Origin of the sequence: Serratia sp. Ag1, assembly GCF_000743355.1 — a bacterium.
Lineage (GTDB): Bacteria > Pseudomonadota > Gammaproteobacteria > Enterobacterales > Enterobacteriaceae > Chania.
In genome coordinates this window covers 21,089-37,264 of the sequence record NZ_JQEI01000021.1, presented here as the reverse complement: position 1 = coordinate 37,264, position 16,176 = coordinate 21,089, and the positions used below count along the sequence as shown (strand labels likewise).

General features: G+C 53.7%; 18 protein-coding genes. 5 read left to right on the top strand and 13 right to left on the bottom strand.

The annotated features are described in order from the left end of the window. Window positions 1-123: 123 nt before the first annotated feature. The 11 genes from IV04_RS12710 to IV04_RS12660 form a co-directional block, all read right to left on the bottom strand. Complete coding sequence (locus IV04_RS12710; RefSeq protein WP_037400262.1) at window positions 124-315, bottom strand: DUF4222 domain-containing protein; 192 nt, start codon at window positions 313-315, stop codon at window positions 124-126. Further along, window positions 308-1,144: an antA/AntB antirepressor family protein gene (locus IV04_RS12705; protein ID WP_037400259.1), complete on the bottom strand. Its 837-nt coding sequence runs from the start codon at window positions 1,142-1,144 to the stop codon at window positions 308-310. The genes IV04_RS12710 and IV04_RS12705 overlap by 8 nt, the downstream gene beginning before the upstream one ends. A gap of 15 nt (window positions 1,145-1,159) precedes the next feature. Continuing rightward, complete coding sequence (locus IV04_RS12700; RefSeq protein ID WP_037400256.1) at window positions 1,160-1,579, bottom strand: hypothetical protein; 420 nt, start codon at window positions 1,577-1,579, stop codon at window positions 1,160-1,162. Then, complete coding sequence (locus IV04_RS12695; protein WP_037400253.1) at window positions 1,579-1,788, bottom strand: AlpA family transcriptional regulator; 210 nt, start codon at window positions 1,786-1,788, stop codon at window positions 1,579-1,581. Before IV04_RS12695 ends, IV04_RS12700 begins: the two co-directional genes overlap by 1 nt. Window positions 1,789-1,908: 120 nt before the next feature. Beyond that, window positions 1,909-2,586, bottom strand: a complete 678-nt coding sequence (locus tag IV04_RS12690; RefSeq protein ID WP_037400250.1) for a hypothetical protein — start codon at window positions 2,584-2,586, stop codon at window positions 1,909-1,911. Between the two features lie 229 nt (window positions 2,587-2,815). Next, entirely contained in the window at window positions 2,816-4,066 is a 1,251-nt protein-coding gene (locus IV04_RS12685) for an integrase domain-containing protein (RefSeq protein WP_037400247.1), read from the bottom strand. Window positions 4,067-4,239: 173 nt separating this feature from the next. Further along, window positions 4,240-5,061: a serine O-acetyltransferase gene (gene cysE, locus IV04_RS12680; RefSeq protein WP_037400244.1), complete on the bottom strand. Its 822-nt coding sequence runs from the start codon at window positions 5,059-5,061 to the stop codon at window positions 4,240-4,242. Window positions 5,062-5,175: 114 nt separating this feature from the next. Continuing rightward, window positions 5,176-6,195, bottom strand: a complete 1,020-nt coding sequence (gpsA, locus tag IV04_RS12675) for an NAD(P)H-dependent glycerol-3-phosphate dehydrogenase (RefSeq protein WP_037400241.1) — start codon at window positions 6,193-6,195, stop codon at window positions 5,176-5,178. Further along, window positions 6,195-6,674, bottom strand: coding sequence for a protein-export chaperone SecB (gene secB, locus IV04_RS12670; protein WP_037400239.1), 480 nt, complete (start codon window positions 6,672-6,674; stop codon window positions 6,195-6,197). Before secB ends, gpsA begins: the two co-directional genes overlap by 1 nt. Window positions 6,675-6,782: 108 nt before the next feature. Further along, window positions 6,783-7,031, bottom strand: a complete 249-nt coding sequence (gene grxC / locus IV04_RS12665) for a glutaredoxin 3 (RefSeq protein ID WP_037400237.1) — start codon at window positions 7,029-7,031, stop codon at window positions 6,783-6,785. 39 nt (window positions 7,032-7,070) lie between these two features. Then, a complete protein-coding gene (locus IV04_RS12660) occupies window positions 7,071-7,505 on the bottom strand; it encodes a rhodanese-like domain-containing protein (protein ID WP_037400235.1) in 435 nt (144 codons plus the stop codon). A 294-nt stretch (window positions 7,506-7,799) separates the two neighbouring features. Between IV04_RS12660 and gpmM the strand changes: the two genes are divergently transcribed. From gpmM to IV04_RS12645, 3 genes are read left to right on the top strand one after another with little or no spacing between them, the layout of a single operon-like run. Further along, window positions 7,800-9,347, top strand: a complete 1,548-nt coding sequence (gpmM, locus tag IV04_RS12655; RefSeq protein WP_037400232.1) for a 2,3-bisphosphoglycerate-independent phosphoglycerate mutase — start codon at window positions 7,800-7,802, stop codon at window positions 9,345-9,347. A gap of 9 nt (window positions 9,348-9,356) precedes the next feature. Next, window positions 9,357-10,691, top strand: a complete 1,335-nt coding sequence (gene envC / locus IV04_RS12650) for a murein hydrolase activator EnvC (RefSeq protein ID WP_037440881.1) — start codon at window positions 9,357-9,359, stop codon at window positions 10,689-10,691. Window position 10,692: 1 nt separating this feature from the next. After that, window positions 10,693-11,649 (top strand): divergent polysaccharide deacetylase family protein, encoded by a 957-nt coding sequence (locus IV04_RS12645; RefSeq protein ID WP_037400225.1) that lies wholly within the window; start codon window positions 10,693-10,695, stop codon window positions 11,647-11,649. Between the two features lie 64 nt (window positions 11,650-11,713). Here the strand turns inward: IV04_RS12645 and tdh are convergent, their stop codons facing one another. Continuing rightward, window positions 11,714-12,739, bottom strand: coding sequence for an L-threonine 3-dehydrogenase (gene tdh, locus IV04_RS12640; protein WP_037400222.1), 1,026 nt, complete (start codon window positions 12,737-12,739; stop codon window positions 11,714-11,716). Next, window positions 12,736-13,932 (bottom strand): glycine C-acetyltransferase, encoded by a 1,197-nt coding sequence (gene kbl / locus IV04_RS12635; protein WP_037400219.1) that lies wholly within the window; start codon window positions 13,930-13,932, stop codon window positions 12,736-12,738. Before kbl ends, tdh begins: the two co-directional genes overlap by 4 nt. Before the next feature lie 240 nt (window positions 13,933-14,172). Between kbl and rfaD the strand changes: the two genes are divergently transcribed. Further along, entirely contained in the window at window positions 14,173-15,105 is a 933-nt protein-coding gene (gene rfaD / locus IV04_RS12630) for an ADP-glyceromanno-heptose 6-epimerase (protein ID WP_037400216.1), read from the top strand. A gap of 22 nt (window positions 15,106-15,127) precedes the next feature. Further along, window positions 15,128-16,174 carry an ADP-heptose--LPS heptosyltransferase RfaF gene (rfaF, locus tag IV04_RS12625; RefSeq protein WP_037400212.1) on the top strand — a complete coding sequence of 349 codons (1,047 nt, stop codon included), beginning with the start codon at window positions 15,128-15,130 and terminating at the stop codon, window positions 16,172-16,174. Window positions 16,175-16,176: the final 2 nt, after the last annotated feature.

The following is a 16,176-nucleotide window of genomic DNA, read 5'->3' as shown; positions in this document are numbered from 1 at the left end:
GCCAGTGGCGCACTGCTCCAAAGGGCAACATTATCTGTGCTGCCTTTTTTTATTGGCTCAGAGCCACCAGCAGAACGGTAAAGGCGGCCAGCCAGGGAAAAGGCTTCTTTCTGGCAGGCTGCGCTATTCATCCTCACCCCCGGCGATCAACTGGTAATCCTTACTGAAACACTCCAACGGCTGAATACATGGGTGTTCGTACCCGTCACGGTAAAAGGTCACACGCTGGTAATCGGCATGGGTCACCGTTACCCGGTGGCCGTGGGCGTCTTTGTAGCGCTGGTTTGGCTGCGGCTTGCTGGTGGGTTTACTCATGATCTGCCCCCAGGCGCTTAGCCATCCAACGTTGAGAGAGGCGGCATAGTTCCGCTTTACGCTGGTCGTAGGCCATACCCATATCGATCAGCGTTATGTTGGTGCTTTCCAGGTAGGTGAGGTGCTCCAGTTGTTCCGCGTTCATGCTGTCGTGTGGATCACCGTCAATGCCGTTCACCTGCGCCCACCGCTTCGCCGTCAGGCCACCAAGGACAATCCGGGCAATCATGTTGCTCTCGTTGTTGTAGTGGTGCTGTAACGTCTGCTTGCCCTGTTCGGCACGGGCAGCATCAAGCGCGGCGCACATCGGTTTAAACTGGTTGGCGGCACCGATGCGGGCTTTAAGTTGACGGCGTAAACGTGCCGCCACCTCTGGAACACTGCGGTGTAATTCTTCCTCACACTGGATGAAGTAACGGCGAACGGCGCGGCCCTGCTCGTTGCGCTCTACCATTGCCAGTTCTTTCGCTGTTGCTAAGGTGGGGTAGTAGTCTTTCTCAGGACGGCCACGCTTTTTAATATTCCCCGAAACGGGGGAATATTGTTCATTAATCAACCATGCAGCGCTTTGGTCATCGTCGGTAAAGTAATCCACACCACGGACAAAGCCATATTCCCGAATGCGTTCATTGAACCAAGTGGAAAGGTCACGCCCCACACCAAGCGTTTTATGTAATGCCTTGGCGCTTACGATATTGTTTTTACGTCCGCCAATCTGACCGGAAATAACCGGCACCAGTGCGGCAAAGTCATTACCGTTAATATCGCTATGGCTTTCTTTGGGGTGAGTTTGGCCCCGGCCAGTGTTGGCCGTATTTTTCATTGTCATGTTTTCAGGCTCCGATTAAGCGGCGGTGAAGGCGTCCGGGTATAGGCTCAGAATGTCGTTAACTTCCTGCTGTGACAGGCCACAATAGCCGCATGAGCTGGCGTTATGGTTTACCAACTGGATCACGCGCAGAACGTCAGCGCGGCAGGTGAAGCGATAGCGGAAATGGCTACCAATGCCGTCCGGGTTCTTCTCGTCGATACGCTCCAGGCAAATATCAAGGCTGCGTTCTAATTCGCTCGCGTAGTTGCGGCCAGACGATAGGCGGCAATATTTGAGGATGTCGTTTTCAGTCCAGCCATTAACACCGGTTTTCAGCATATAGACACGGGCGCGGTGCTTCTTCGGTGCTGGTTTGATAGCGGGGATGGCGGTATTATCGGAGGCGCTAACCTGTCCGATAATTCCCGCCTCTGTGCGGGTTTTCTTTTGCATTATGCAGCCCTCACGGTGCGCTCGGTATCACGAGCCTTTAACCACCCTTCCACCTCGTCGGCATACCAGCCAGTACGGCGAATGCCAATGCGGATCGGTTTAGGGAAGTCGTGAGTTTTCCACATTTCATCAAAGGCACTATCTGCCGAAATGCGCAGAATGGCCTTAACTTCTTTCTTGAGTAGGATTTTGCGATCTAGCAGGGACATATATCTATACTCCTTGGTAATAACCGGCTTACCGGTGGATACAGATATATTTACTTTTGACGAGGGGAAGTTAAATCACATCCCTCATCATTAAGGGAACTCGTCCCCTTATTAAGGGATTTAAGCAGCAGGTAATTTTAATTTTGATACATCTGACTTCCAACGCTTCACTGTATCTCTATTGAATTCGTACACATACCCAGCGACTTTAACCTCTGCGGTCATGATATCGGCAGCTCGTTGGTAATTTTTGCTGACATCACCATGCTGCTGCTCGTGTCTTGAGATAATAAGAACCTTTGCCGCGTCAGATAGCCTGCCGGAGGATGGTAGGATCGGCACTTCATGCTTAACAGCCAGGTTTAAACATTCTGGTATCTGGATTTGAACCGGATTAACATTGTTTCGAAACTCGATCTCTTTGAGCACTTCACGCTTACTAAGGAAAAAGTCAAATCCTTTGTTTTGCTCAAAGCCATCCTCAAGCGACAACTCTGATTCATAAGGCTGATTAGAATCCCCCAGTCTAAGGGTTTTTACGGTTCCCCTTTGAACGGCCATCTTGAACGCCTGCAAGCAAAGGTCATACTCGTAGTCCTTTGCAAGGAAATAGCCATCAAAATCAGTGTATCCATAAAAACCCAGCGCTCTAGCACCATCAATTGGATCAATGGGGTTTAGGCGGCATAGGTATTTTGTAGCAGTTTGCAGGTCATAACCCCCTATATCAGCAATACCTCTAATCAGTTGCCATACAGGAACAAAATTATGATGGTCATCAAGAATCTCCCAACTCATACCTTTCCCCGCCGCCGCTAAATGATGGTTACTATCTGTTTATATCTGCTATTTTAGCGCGGCACTGTACAGATATCCACCCACGAAGCACCCTCCAAAAACGGGAAGAACATACTTTTATGTTATTGAATTTTATTATTATATTTATTCACCCTGTGGATAACTTGGATGAAATACTTTATTGACAGTTTATTTATCGGTTGTGCCAGCGATGTATAATATCCGCCCACTAACTCGCAATGGATCTTAACCCCCTAAGCCCACCCGATGCCATGACCTGCCCGGATGCCGCCTGCTCTACATAATTGCCCCAAAAATCCATCATCACGCGCCGCTGCTCTAGGTAGGTGCTGCGGTTGTATGCGTTCCTGACCGCATCCTTGCCTCTATGCGCCAATGCTGCCTCGATCACGTCCGGGTTGAATCCTTCTTCGTTTAACGCAGTGCTGGCTATAGAACGCAAGCCGTGAGATACCAATTCCCCTTTGTACCCCATGCGCTTAAGCGCCATGTTTACAGTCTGGCTGCTCATTGGCTTTTGTGGGTTTTTGAATGACGGGAAAACATGCACGCGGTTGCCGCTAATAGCCTTCATGGCCTGAATGACGTCTAAGGCTTGCTGACAGAGGGGAATGACGTGCTCGCGCTTCATCTTCATCCTATCGGCGGATATAACCCAAACCTTGGCCTTAATGTCTATTTCACTCCATTCAGTATCGGCAGCCTCACGCGGTCTGGTCATTGTGAGCAATTGCCATTCGATCAGTAACCGGGTTTGCAGTTCTAGGCGCGAAACAGCTACCAATTGCAAAAGTCTCGGCAATCCCTCCGGCCTGATTGTTGGGTTATTGGTTCTTACTGGCTGGCTGAATGCGGTAGAGATCCGCGATATGGGGTTGGCGGTGATGTAACCAGCATTAGCGGCATAGTCCATAATTTCACGTAGGCGCTGAACGGCTCGGTGTATTGTTTCAAGCCTTCCCGCCTCCTTTAAGGTTTCCATCGCTTCAATAACCCGGCGCGGGGTAATCATGGTTACTGGCACCGAACCCATAGAGGGCAGCAAGTACACATTGAGCATTCTGTTGATCTGCTTAATCGTATTCTCGCTAAGGTTTTGAGAAATTTTCACCGCCAGCCAGTCAGCGGCAACCTTTGCCAGTGTGTTGGCTTTCGCCTCGTAAGCCTCTGTCATTACCTCCCGTTTGTACTCCTGCGGGTCTATACCCTTGGCAAGCAATGCCCTGGCGTCCTCACGGTGCTGGCGCGCATCTGCTAACGAGATTTCAGGGTATGCGCCAATAGTCATTGTCTGGCGTTTGCCGGTGATCGGTTTGTAGTACCTAAATCGCCACACCTTCGATCCTGACAGCTTTACATACAGGATCAGCCCATCACCATCATACAAAGACAAGTCCTTGCTGGTGGCCTTAGCGCTGCGAATCTCTGTATTGGTTAATGGCTTGGTTTTTACTGGCATGGGACTACACCTTTTGAGCCTACGTTAACGATAGTCCCTAGCATAGTCCCAAAATGAAAGAGTAATAACAAGGAATACAGATATAAACCGATACATGAATTTGACTACACACACCGGTTTACAAGGGTTTTTGGGATTTAAGAGGTATTCAAAGATAACTACAGATATGTCGATCAGATACCGTCGCCGTACTCAAACCCGTGATTTACGCCGTTGAAATACTGGTTCATGTCCATTGATGGCGTATCACTTTCAGGCCGCCCGACGATGCGCGCAGGCACACCTGCTGCGGTAGTATGCGGAGGGACCGGCTGTAGCACTACCGAACCGGCACCGATTTTTGCCCCTTTGCCCACTTCAATATTGCCAAGAATTTTGGCACCTGCGCCAATCATCACACCTTCACGGATTTTCGGGTGGCGATCGCCGCTGGTTTTGCCGGTGCCGCCCAAGGTCACCGATTGCAGGATGGAGACGTTATTCTCCACCACAGCGGTTTCACCGATCACAATGCCGGTCGCATGGTCGAGCATAATCCCGCAACCAATGGTGGCTGCGGGGTGAATATCCACGCCAAAGGCGACAGAGATCTGATTTTGCAGGTAAATGGCCAACGCCTGACGCCCTTGCATCCACAGCCAGTGTGCAATGCGGTAGGCCTGCAGAGCGTGAAAACCTTTGAGATACAGCAATGGCGTAGAATATTTATCCACCGCCGGATCGCGCAGCCGCACCGCGAGAATATCGCGAGCGGCAGAAACAATCATATGTGAGTCGGAGCGGTAGGCGTCTTCCGCCACTTCACGCACCGCAATCGCTGGCATGATCGGATTGGCAAGCTTATTGGCCAGGATATAGCTGAGCGCACTGCCCAGATTTTCATGCTTAAGCAACGTCGCGTGGAAAAAGCTAGCCAGCATAGGTTCACAATCAGCCAGTGCTCTCGCCTCTGATTTTATATTGCTCCAGACCTGCTCTAACTCTTCTACTGACATCGCTTTCCTCTCTGCCTTACACAACAAACCACCCTGCCGGGGCTGCCAGCAAGGTGGTTCAATACAATCCAGAGGCACAAGACACCTACTCGGTATTTTGAACCCTTCCTTAGGTCAAGCGCTATGTTTTTCGTCTTTTCTGGTGCGCCCCAGCAGACTCAGTGCCGCTTCACGGGCATTTTTATCACAATACAGCACCTGATAAATCTGCTCGGTAATCGGCATTTCCACACCGTAGCGTTGCGCCAGCGCCAATACCTCTTTGGTATTGCGATAGCCCTCGACCACTTGGCCAATGCTGTCTTGCGCTTCCTTCACGCCGACCCCTTGCCCCAACATAATACCGAAACGGCGGTTGCGTGATTGATTATCTGTGCAGGTTAACACCAGGTCACCCAACCCGGCCATGCCCATAAAGGTCGAAGGATCAGCCCCGAGCGCCGAGCCGAGGCGGCTCATTTCTGCCAGCCCACGGGTGATCAACGCAGTACGTGCGTTGGCACCAAAGCCAATACCGTCGGACATCCCGGCACCGATAGCGATCACGTTCTTCACCGCGCCCCCCAACTGCACCCCAATGAAATCCGGGTTGCTGTACACACGGAAGCTTTTGCCACAGTGCAGCAACTGCTGCAGGTCTTCGGCAAATTGCTCATCGGTAGCGGCCAATGCGATCGCCGTCGGCAACCCGGCAGCCAGCTCTTTGGCAAACGTCGGCCCGGAGATTACCGCCAGTGGGATATTGTCCCCCAGCGCTTCACGCGCCACATCCTGCAGCAGGCGACCGGTTTCCGCTTCCAGGCCTTTGGTCGCCCACACCACTCGGGCATCCGGGCGCAAATGCGGCTTCAACTGACGCAAGACGTCACCAAATACATGGCTGGGCACCACAACCAATACATCACGGCTGGCCGCCAGCGCACGAGCCAGATCAGCTTCAAGCAGTAAAGTATCGGGGAAAGTGACGTCGGGCAGAAACGCCTGATTGCAGCGATCGCGCTGCATAATCTGAATTTTTGCGGGGTCATGGCCCCATAACACAACCGGGTGGCCATTACGCGCCAGCGTAATGGCCAATGCGGTGCCGTACGAGCCGGCACCGATAACAGTCATTGAAGCATTGACGGTGTTCATCAGGCATCCTGATGTGGTTCTGCACCTTCGCTTTCGGCCTGCTGTTGTTGCTGTTGCAGATAGCTCATAAACAGCGCGTCAAAATTGACCGGTGCCAGGTTCAACTGCGGGAATGTACCGCGAGAAACCAGGCTGGTGATGCACTCGCGCGCATACGGGAACAGAATGTTCGGGCAGTATGCACCCAGGCAATGCGCCAGTTGCGTCCCTTCGATACCGGCGATGGAGAAAATACCCGCCTGCTGAACTTCACACAGGAACGCAGTTTCTTCACCCAGAGACGCCGTTACGGTTACACGCAGTACCACTTCATACACGCCATCAGCCAGTTGGCTGGAAGCGGTATCCAGATCAAGTTTAACTTCTGGCTGCCATTCCTGCTGGAATACCTGTGGAGCTTTTGGCGCTTCGAAAGAAATATCTTTGGTGTAAATACGTTGGATCTGGAAAGCCATTTCGGTCGTGTTTTGTTCTGACATTTGTCTGATACCCTTAGTTAAATATCCTTATTGACACTCAGTAACCGCTATACCCGAGTGACTTGCAACCGCAATGCGGTGCCAACCCCTCGAAGCACAACTAGCCGCTTAAAGCAGCGGATCAAGGCCACCGCGAGCATCGAGTGCATGTAAATCATCGCAGCCACCCACATGCTGGCCGCCGATGAAAATCTGTGGCACGGTGGTTCGCCCACTGCGCGCAATCATCTCTTCGCGTTTCACATTATCGCCATCGATGGCAATCTCGTTAAACGCTGCTCCCTTACTGTTCAGCAACGCTTTGGCGCGATGACAGAACGGACAGGTCGCCTTGGTGTAAATATCGATGTTAGCCATGGAAAAAACCACCTCAAACTACAAACTACTTGAACAAAATTACTTGCCGCGCGCCAATGGCAGGTTTTCACCGCTCCAGCCCGCAATACCGTCTTTCAGAGTGTAAACGTTGGCAAAACCGGCTTTACTCAGGTTTTCTGCTGGCTCACGCGACGTGGTGCCGTTAGCGCACGCCACAATTATTGGCTGGGATTTGTGTTTTTCCAACTCGCCAAGGCTGCCATTTTTGATCTCGCTCGCCGTCAGATTAATGGCGTTGGCAATATGGCCTTTGCGGAAATCGTCTCGGCTGCGGGTATCCACCACCACAGCATCTTCTTTATTGATCAGGCGAATAGCTTCACCGCGAGCGATCTCTTTCACTTTGGAAAAACGGCTCTTGATGGTCATGACGATCACAGCAGCCAACAGCGCAACCCAAGCCAGACTCAGTATGGGATGCCTGCTAACAAATTGCATAATTTCTTGCAGCATGGGGTGTAACAACTCCCGTCAGTTAAGGGAAAATAAGTCAAGGTTTCAGAGTATACCTGCCGAATGCGGCAAATACAGCCAATAAGCAAACGTGAATGCAGAAACTGCGGCCTGCACCGAGAAATTACCGCAAAGGCATCAGGAAAGTCGCCATTGTCACCGCAACTTTGATCTTTCTAGGCCCTTTTTGCCCCGCTTTGTTATAAAATCATCCGGTTCTGGAGGGTGAATAGCCATCACTCCAATGGGTTGATGGCTATTCACAACTTAAGCGATCATAACGAGGTTAGAGCAATGTCGAGTACGAAAAAGCCCATGGTTCTGGTGATCCTGGACGGTTATGGCCACCGGGAAGAACAGCAGGACAACGCGATCCTGAATGCCAAAACGCCGGTCATGGATCGTCTGTGGCAACAACAGCCACATACCCTGATTGCCGCCTCCGGTCTGGATGTTGGCCTGCCTGATGGCCAGATGGGCAACTCGGAAGTCGGTCACGTCAACCTGGGTGCCGGCCGCATCGTGTATCAGGATCTGACCCGCCTGGACAAAGAGATCCAAGACGGTGACTTTTTCACCAACGCCACCCTGACTGCGGCGGTAGACAACGCAGTGAAAGCGGGTAAAGCGGTACACATCATGGGCCTGATGTCCCCTGGTGGTGTACACAGCCACGAAGACCATATTCTGGCGATGATCAAACTTGCCGCGCAGCGTGGTGCCAAAGCCGTTTACCTGCATGCGTTCCTTGATGGGCGTGATACTCCGCCGCGCAGTGCTGAAAACACACTGAAACGTTTCAGTGATGAGTTCACCAAACTGGGTGCCGGGCGCATTGCTTCCATCGTTGGCCGTTACTACGCCATGGACCGCGATAACCGTTGGGATCGCGTGCAACTGGCTTACGATCTGATGACCCAGGCCAAAGGCGAATACACCGCCGATAACGCCGTTGCCGCATTGCAGGCCGCCTATGCCCGCGACGAAAACGATGAGTTTGTGAAGCCAACCGTGATTCAGGCCGCAGGCGAAGCCACTGCGGAGATGAATGACGGCGACGCGCTGATCTTCATGAACTTCCGTGCCGACCGCGCGCGCCAGATCACTCGCGCCTTTGTCAATGCCGATTTCGACGGTTTCCCACGTGCCAAAGTGGTGAAATTCGGTGATTTCGTGATGCTGACCGAGTACGCCGCCGACATTCAGACCGCCTGCGCCTATCCACCGGATTCCTTGGCGAACACTTTCGGCGAGTGGCTGATGAAGCACGATAAAACCCAACTGCGCATTTCAGAAACTGAAAAATACGCTCACGTCACCTTCTTCTATAACGGCGGTGTTGAAGAGCCGTTTAAAGGCGAAGACCGTGTGCTGATCAACTCACCCAAAGTGGCGACTTACGATCTGCAACCAGAGATGAGCTCCGCAGAACTGACCGAAAAACTCCTGACCGCCATCAACAGCGGCAAGTACGATGCCATCATCTGTAATTACCCGAACGGTGATATGGTCGGTCATACCGGTGTTTATGAAGCCGCAGTCAAAGCCGTTGAAACGCTGGATCACTGCATTGCGCAGGTGGTTGATGCGGTGAAAGCCGTTGACGGCCAGTTGCTGATCACCGCAGACCACGGCAACGCCGAGCAGATGCGCGATCCGGCCACCGGTCAGGCACATACCGCACACACCAGCCTGCCAGTGCCACTGATTTACGTTGGCGGCAAACCGGCCAAAGCGGTTGAAGGCGGCACATTGTCAGACATAGCGCCCACCATGCTGACACTGATGGGGATGGAAATCCCGCAAGAGATGACTGGTAAGCCGCTGTTCATCGTGGAATAATCCTTCTCCATGAGGGAGAAGGCGAATTTTGCACTATCAAGGGTCACCCGAAGCGCCAACCCAGGCAGCCAGCCGCTGCCTGAACGCTCTGCGCCATGGACGTTGACCACGGTTTGCGCCAGCGTACTTTTCGCTGGCGCATTGTTATGGCCGCTAACCAGCCATGCGGCAGAAGACAACAAATCCCAGCTCAAAGACCTGCAGCAAAGCATCGCCGAAAAAGAAAAAGCGGTTAAACAACAGCAACAACAGCGCAGCTCATTGCAAGAACAGCTCAAACTGCAGGAAAAGACCATCGCACAGGCCAGCCGTTCGTTGCGTGATACGCAAAGCACGCTCGGTGAACTGGGCAAAGATATTTCCGGCCTCAATACCTCAATCGCCAAACTGCAAAAACAGCAGTCTACCCAGCAGGAAATGCTCGCCAAACAGCTTGATGCCGCGTTCCGCCAAGGGCAGCACAGCGCGTTGCAACTGATCCTCAGCGGCGAAGAGAGCCAGCGCAGCGAACGTATTCTGGCCTACTTCAGCTATCTGAACGTGGCACGCCAGCAATCCATTGAGCAACTGCAACAAACCCGCACCCAGTTGGCTGAACAGAAAAGTACGCTGGTGAGCAAACAGGACCAACAGAAATCGTTACTCGGCGAACAGCAAACCCAACAGCAGCAGTTGGAACAGGCACGCAGCGCACGCAAGAAAACTCTGACGTCACTGGAAGCCTCGCTGGAAAAAGATCAACAGCGGTTGGTTGAACTGCGCCAGAACGAAACTCGCATGCGTGATCAGATCGCCCGCGCCGAGCGTGAAGCGCGGGCCCGTGCCGAACGCGAAGCGCGTGAAGCCGCCAAAGTGCGTGAACAGGTGAAGGCCAAAGAACAGCAGGCGAAGAAAACCGGCACCAGCTACAAACCAAGCGAAGGTGAGCGTTCACTGATGGCGCGTACCGGTGGCTTGGGCCGCCCTGCCGGGCAAGCCGTTTGGCCGGTCCGTGGCCGTACCGAACATCGCTTTGGCGAACCGCTGCAAGGTGAATTACGCTGGAAAGGGATGGTGATCTCGGCAACCGAGGGCAGCGAAGTGAAAGCCATCGCCGATGGCCGCGTTCTGCTGGCCGACTGGCTGCAAGGTTATGGCCTGGTGGTGGTGGTCGAACACGGTAAGGGCGATATGAGCCTGTATGGCTACAACCAGAGCGCCTTGGTCAGCGTCGGGGCGCAAGTGCGCGCAGGCCAGCCTATCGCGCTGGTCGGCACCAGCGGTGGTCAGGAAGCACCATCACTCTATTTCGAAATCCGTCGCCAGGGCCAGGCCGTTAACCCACTGCCGTGGTTAGGAAGATAGAGTGCACTCTACCAAATTGCGTATAGCTACCCTGCTGGGTGCTCTGCTGCTGGCTTGCGCTGCGCAGGCCGGGAAATTGTCTATCGTGATTGATGATGTCGGTTATCGCCCGCACGAAGAAAACGCCGTGCTGCAAATGCCGATAGCTATCTCTGTGGCCGTATTGCCCAACGCTCCCCTGGCCCGGCTAATGGCAACCAAAGCCCACAGCCAGGGGCGTGAAGTGCTGATCCATCTACCGATGGCCCCGCTCAGCAAGCAAGCGCTGGAGCCAGATACGCTGCAACCCTCAATGAGCAGTGAAGAAATTCAACGCATCATCCGTAATGCCGTCAACAACGTGCCCTACGCCGTAGGGATGAACAACCATATGGGCAGCGCAATGACTTCCAGCCTGCCGGGCATGCAACGGGTGATGCAGGCGCTCGACGGTTATCAGCTCTATTTTCTCGACAGTATGACCATCGGCAACAGCCAGGCAACACGCGCTGCTGCCGGTACCCATGTCAAAGTCATCAAGCGCAAAGTGTTTCTTGACGATACCGCCAACCCCGACGATATCCGCCGCCAGTTCAACCGGGCGGTTGATTTGGCACGTCGTAACGGCTCCGCTATTGCCATCGGCCACCCGCGCCCGGCCACGGTGAAAGTGCTGCAACAGATGCTGGCCACGCTGCCGAGCGATATTGTGCTGGTGAAACCCAGCGCACTGCTGAACGAACCACAGCAAAGTAGCGGCGGCTATGTTCCACCGCCGAAGCCGCACACGACCCAGCCGAAAAATCCGTTTACCGGGGCTATCAAGCAGTGCAAGGTTAAACCGCCGCAAGAGCAAGTGGATGCCAGCACCGCACTGATGGTGATTGGGGAGAGCGTGGCACAGTCGCCCGTGGTGCTGTTGCTCAAACACCACTGGCAGTATTGGTTGGGTGCGGAGCAGACTACACCAAAAGCATAAACCGCCCCTGCCTATGATGGATTGCCAGTTGCACGACGCTGCAACTGGCAAGACGAAGATGACATCAGCCCCAGCTTAAAACCACTTTCCCAGACTGACCAGAACGCATCACGTCAAAACCCTGCTGGAAGTCGTCAATCGAGAAACGGTGGGTGATCATCGGCGTCAGATCCAGACCAGACTGGATCAGAGCCGCCATCTTGTACCAGGTTTCGAACATCTCACGGCCATAAATCCCTTTGATAAATAGCCCTTTGAAGATCACCTGATTCCAGTCGATAGACATATCCGATGGTGGAATTCCCAGCATCGCAATGCGGCCACCGTGGTTCATGGCATTGAGCAACGTGCGGAAGGCCGGTGGCGCACCGGACATCTCCAGGCCCACATCGAACCCTTCGGTCATCCCCAGTTCGGTCATCACATCGTTCAGGTTTTCTTTGCTGACATTCACCGCGCGGGTCACGCCCATTTTGCGAGCCAACTCCAGGCGGTACTCGTTCACATCGGTGATCACCACATGGCGTGCCCCCACGTGTTTGCACACCGCAGCCGCCATAATGCCGATCGGGCCAGCGCCGGAAACCAGTACGTCTTCCCCCACCAAATCGAAAGACAACGCGGTATGCACCGCATTACCAAACGGATCGAAAATCGAGGCCAGCTCGTCGGAGATATTGTCGGGGATTTTGAATGCGTTGAAGGCCGGGATCACCAGATATTCCGCAAACGCCCCTGGGCGATTCACCCCGACGCCAATGGTGTTACGGCACAAATGCGTGCGGCCAGCGCGGCAGTTGCGGCAGTGCCCACAGGTGATATGGCCTTCACCGGACACCCGATCGCCAATGCTGAAACCTTTGACTTCTTGACCGATCGCCACCACTTCACCCACGTATTCGTGGCCCACCACCATCGGCACCGGGATGGTTTTCTGCGACCAGTCGTCCCAGTTGTAGATGTGCACATCGGTGCCGCAAATGGCGGTTTTACGGATTTTGATCATCACATCATTGTGGCCCAGTTCAGGCTCGGGCACATCGGCCAACCAAATGCCTTGTTCCGCTTTCAGTTTTGATAGTGCTTTCATGCAATGACTCCAAGTTGTTTGCCGATGCGGATAAACGCAGCAACCGCGCGCTCAATCTGCTCTGGGGAGTGATCGGCAGACATCTGGGTGCGGATGCGTGCCTGGCCCTTCGGCACCACCGGATAGAAGAAACCGGTCACATAGATGCCTTCCTTAAGTAAAGCATTGGCGAAATCCTGCGCCAATTTTGCTTCACCCAACATCACCGGAATGATGGCGTGATCGGCACCGGCTAGCGTAAAACCTGCTGCAGTCATTTTTTCACGGAACAGGCGGGCGTTGGCCCACAGGCGGTCGCGCAACGCATCGCCGTCTGCCAACAGTTCCAGCACTTTGAGCGACGCCGCGACGATCGCCGGAGCCAGTGAGTTGGAGAACAGATACGGGCGCGAGCGCTGGCGCAGCCACTCCACCACCTCTTTCTTGGCAGCCGTATAGCCGCCGGAAGCCCCGCCGAGCGCCTTGCCCAGCGTGCCGGTAATAATATCGACGCGACCCATGACTTCGCAGTATTCGTGCGTTCCGCGCCCGTTGTCACCGACAAAACCTACCGCGTGAGAGTCATCCACCATCACCAGCGCGTCATATTCATCGGCCAGATCGCACACGCTTTTCAGGTTGGCGATCACGCCGTCCATCGAGAACACCCCATCGGTAGCGATCATGATATGGCGAGCACCATCGGCCTTGGCCTGCTTGAGTTGCTCAGCCAGTTCACTCATATCATTGTTGGCGTAGCGATAACGCTTGGCTTTGCACAACCGCACTCCGTCGATGATCGAGGCGTGGTTCAGCGCATCAGAGATAATCGCATCTTCCGGGCCAAGCAGAGTTTCAAACAGGCCGCCGTTGGCGTCGTAACAGGAGGAATACAGAATGGCATCCTCCATCCCCAGAAAGTCGGCCAGCTTCCGTTCCAACTGTTTATGGCTGTCTTGCGTGCCACAGATAAAGCGCACCGATGCCATGCCAAAACCGTGACTGTCCATGCCCGCCTTGGCAGCAGCAACCAGTGCCGGGTGGTTCGCCAATCCCAGATAGTTGTTAGCGCAAAAATTGATCACATGGCGGCCATCAGCAACGGCGATATCGGCCTGTTGTGCAGAAGTGATAATGCGTTCTTCTTTAAACAGCCCTTCGGCACGGGTAGTCGCAAGCTGTTGTTCCAGTTGCTGGTAAAAGGACGTGGACATTCGGTAATCTCCAGAATAGGGGCGTTTTCAACATATTTTACTGATTTACTGGCAAACTGACGATATTGCACGATAGAGAATATGAAAAGTGCAGCAGATATCACGGCAGGCTATCATATACGCCCAGCAGGCGGGATATTAAGAGCCGTCACGCTGTTCCCGATGGCATGAAATGCTATTATAGGCAGCATATAGGGTGGGGCATTGTGCGTCACCGGGAAGAATACAGGGGTGAACCCAATGATTATCGTCACTGGCGGCGCTGGGATGATCGGCAGCAACATCATCAAAGCACTGAATGACACAGGGTACCGCGATATCCTGGTAGTAGATAACCTGAAAGACGGCACCAAATTCGTCAATCTGGTGGATTTGGATATCGCCGATTATATGGATAAAGAAGATTTCATCGCCAGCATCATGGCCGGTGACGATCTCGGTGATATCGACGCCATTTTCCATCAAGGTGCCTGTTCCTCCACCACCGAGTGGGACGGCAAGTACATGATGGATAATAACTATCAATACTCTAAAGATATCCTGCACTTCTGCCTGGATCGCCAAATTCCGTTCCTGTATGCCTCTTCCGCCGCCACCTACGGTGGGCGCACCGATAACTTTATCGAAGAGCGCCAGTACGAACAGCCGTTGAACGTTTACGGGTATTCCAAATTCCTGTTCGACCAATATGTGCGTGAAATCCTGCCAGAGGCGGAGTCTCAGGTGTGCGGTTTCCGTTACTTCAACGTTTACGGCCCGCGCGAAGGCCATAAAGGCAGCATGGCCAGCGTCGCATTCCACCTGAACAACCAGATCAACCGTGGCGAGAACCCCAAGCTGTTCTCCGGTAGCGAAAACTTCAAACGTGACTTTATCTATGTCGGTGATGTTGCGGCCGTTAACCTGTGGTTCTGGCAAAACGGCGTATCCGGTATCTTCAACTGTGGTACTGGCCGGGCAGAAACCTTCCAGGCGGTGGCCGATGCGGTGGTGGAATACCATCAATCAGGCGCAGTGGAATACATTGAATTCCCAGAAAAGCTGAAAGGCCGCTATCAGGCGTATACTCAGGCCGATCAAACCAAACTGCGCGCGGCAGGCTATAGCGCACCGTTCAAAACGGTCGCCGAAGGCGTCAAAGAATACATGGCCTGGTTGAATCGCACTGCCTAAGCGGAAGGAACCTGTAAAGGGTATGAAAATACTGGTTATCGGCCCTTCGTGGGTTGGCGATATGATGATGTCGCAAAGTCTCTACCGCGCCCTGAAGGCCGAATATCCGTCAGCGGAAATTGATGTGATGGCACCCGCCTGGTGCCGCCCATTGCTGGCACGCATGCCGGAAGTGAATCAGGCGCTGGCGATGCCGCTAGGCCACGGCAAGCTAGGGCTGGGTGAGCGCCGCCGCTTAGGGCACAGCCTGCGCACCAAAGGTTACGATCGTGCCTATGTGTTACCTAATTCATTTAAATCTGCCCTGGTACCGTTTTTCGCCAAGGTGCCGCAGCGTACCGGTTGGCGCGGTGAAATGCGCTATGGCCTGCTCAATGATATCCGGGTGCTGGATAAAGCCGCTTTCCCACTGATGGTGCAGCGTTATGTCGCCCTGGCCTATGGCAAACAGCAGGTACAACGTGCCGCAGATTTACCGCAACCCTTGCTGTGGCCGCAATTGCAGGTAAGCGACGAAGAGATTGCCGAAACCACCTCCGCCTTCAACCTCACCGATCACCGGCCAATTATTGGTTTTTGCCCAGGGGCGGAATTTGGCCCGGCAAAACGTTGGCCGCATTATCACTATGCTGCGCTGGCACAACAGCTTATCGACCAAGGTTACCAGATAACCCTGTTTGGCTCGGCCAAAGACCATGAAGCCGGGGAACAGATCCGCGCAGCACTGGCTGAAGAGGCGCGTGATTTCTGCCGCAATCTGGCTGGGGAAACCCAGTTGGAACAGGCCGTCATTCTGCTGGCTGCCTGTCAGGCAGTGGTCAGCAATGACTCAGGGTTGATGCACGTTGCTGCTGCGTTGAACAAACCACTGATAGCCTTGTATGGCCCAAGCAGCCCGGACTTTACGCCGCCGCTATCCAACAAGGCAAAAGTCATCCGCCTGATCAGCGGCTATCATAAAGTCCGTAAGGGTGATGCCGATCAGGGCTATCATCAAAGCCTGATCGACATTCAACCACAGCAGGTGTTGGACGCGCTGACGCCGTTACTTGCCGCCAGCGAGGAATAAAT

Coding starts and splice junctions, on each gene's coding strand:
- IV04_RS12710 (WP_037400262.1), bottom strand. CDS start 315: ATGAGTAAACCCACCAGCAAGCCGCAGCCAAACCAGCGCTACAAAGAC.
- IV04_RS12705 (WP_037400259.1), bottom strand. CDS start 1,144: ATGACAATGAAAAATACGGCCAACACTGGCCGGGGCCAAACTCACCCC.
- IV04_RS12700 (WP_037400256.1), bottom strand. CDS start 1,579: ATGCAAAAGAAAACCCGCACAGAGGCGGGAATTATCGGACAGGTTAGC.
- IV04_RS12695 (WP_037400253.1), bottom strand. CDS start 1,788: ATGTCCCTGCTAGATCGCAAAATCCTACTCAAGAAAGAAGTTAAGGCC.
- IV04_RS12690 (WP_037400250.1), bottom strand. CDS start 2,586: ATGAGTTGGGAGATTCTTGATGACCATCATAATTTTGTTCCTGTATGG.
- IV04_RS12685 (WP_037400247.1), bottom strand. CDS start 4,066: ATGCCAGTAAAAACCAAGCCATTAACCAATACAGAGATTCGCAGCGCT.
- cysE (WP_037400244.1), bottom strand. CDS start 5,061: ATGTCAGTAGAAGAGTTAGAGCAGGTCTGGAGCAATATAAAATCAGAG.
- gpsA (WP_037400241.1), bottom strand. CDS start 6,195: ATGAACACCGTCAATGCTTCAATGACTGTTATCGGTGCCGGCTCGTAC.
- secB (WP_037400239.1), bottom strand. CDS start 6,674: ATGTCAGAACAAAACACGACCGAAATGGCTTTCCAGATCCAACGTATT.
- grxC (WP_037400237.1), bottom strand. CDS start 7,031: ATGGCTAACATCGATATTTACACCAAGGCGACCTGTCCGTTCTGTCAT.
- IV04_RS12660 (WP_037400235.1), bottom strand. CDS start 7,505: ATGCTGCAAGAAATTATGCAATTTGTTAGCAGGCATCCCATACTGAGT.
- gpmM (WP_037400232.1), top strand. CDS start 7,800: ATGTCGAGTACGAAAAAGCCCATGGTTCTGGTGATCCTGGACGGTTAT.
- envC (WP_037440881.1), top strand. CDS start 9,357: ATGAGGGAGAAGGCGAATTTTGCACTATCAAGGGTCACCCGAAGCGCC.
- tdh (WP_037400222.1), bottom strand. CDS start 12,739: ATGAAAGCACTATCAAAACTGAAAGCGGAACAAGGCATTTGGTTGGCC.
- kbl (WP_037400219.1), bottom strand. CDS start 13,932: ATGTCCACGTCCTTTTACCAGCAACTGGAACAACAGCTTGCGACTACC.
- rfaD (WP_037400216.1), top strand. CDS start 14,173: ATGATTATCGTCACTGGCGGCGCTGGGATGATCGGCAGCAACATCATC.
- rfaF (WP_037400212.1), top strand. CDS start 15,128: ATGAAAATACTGGTTATCGGCCCTTCGTGGGTTGGCGATATGATGATG.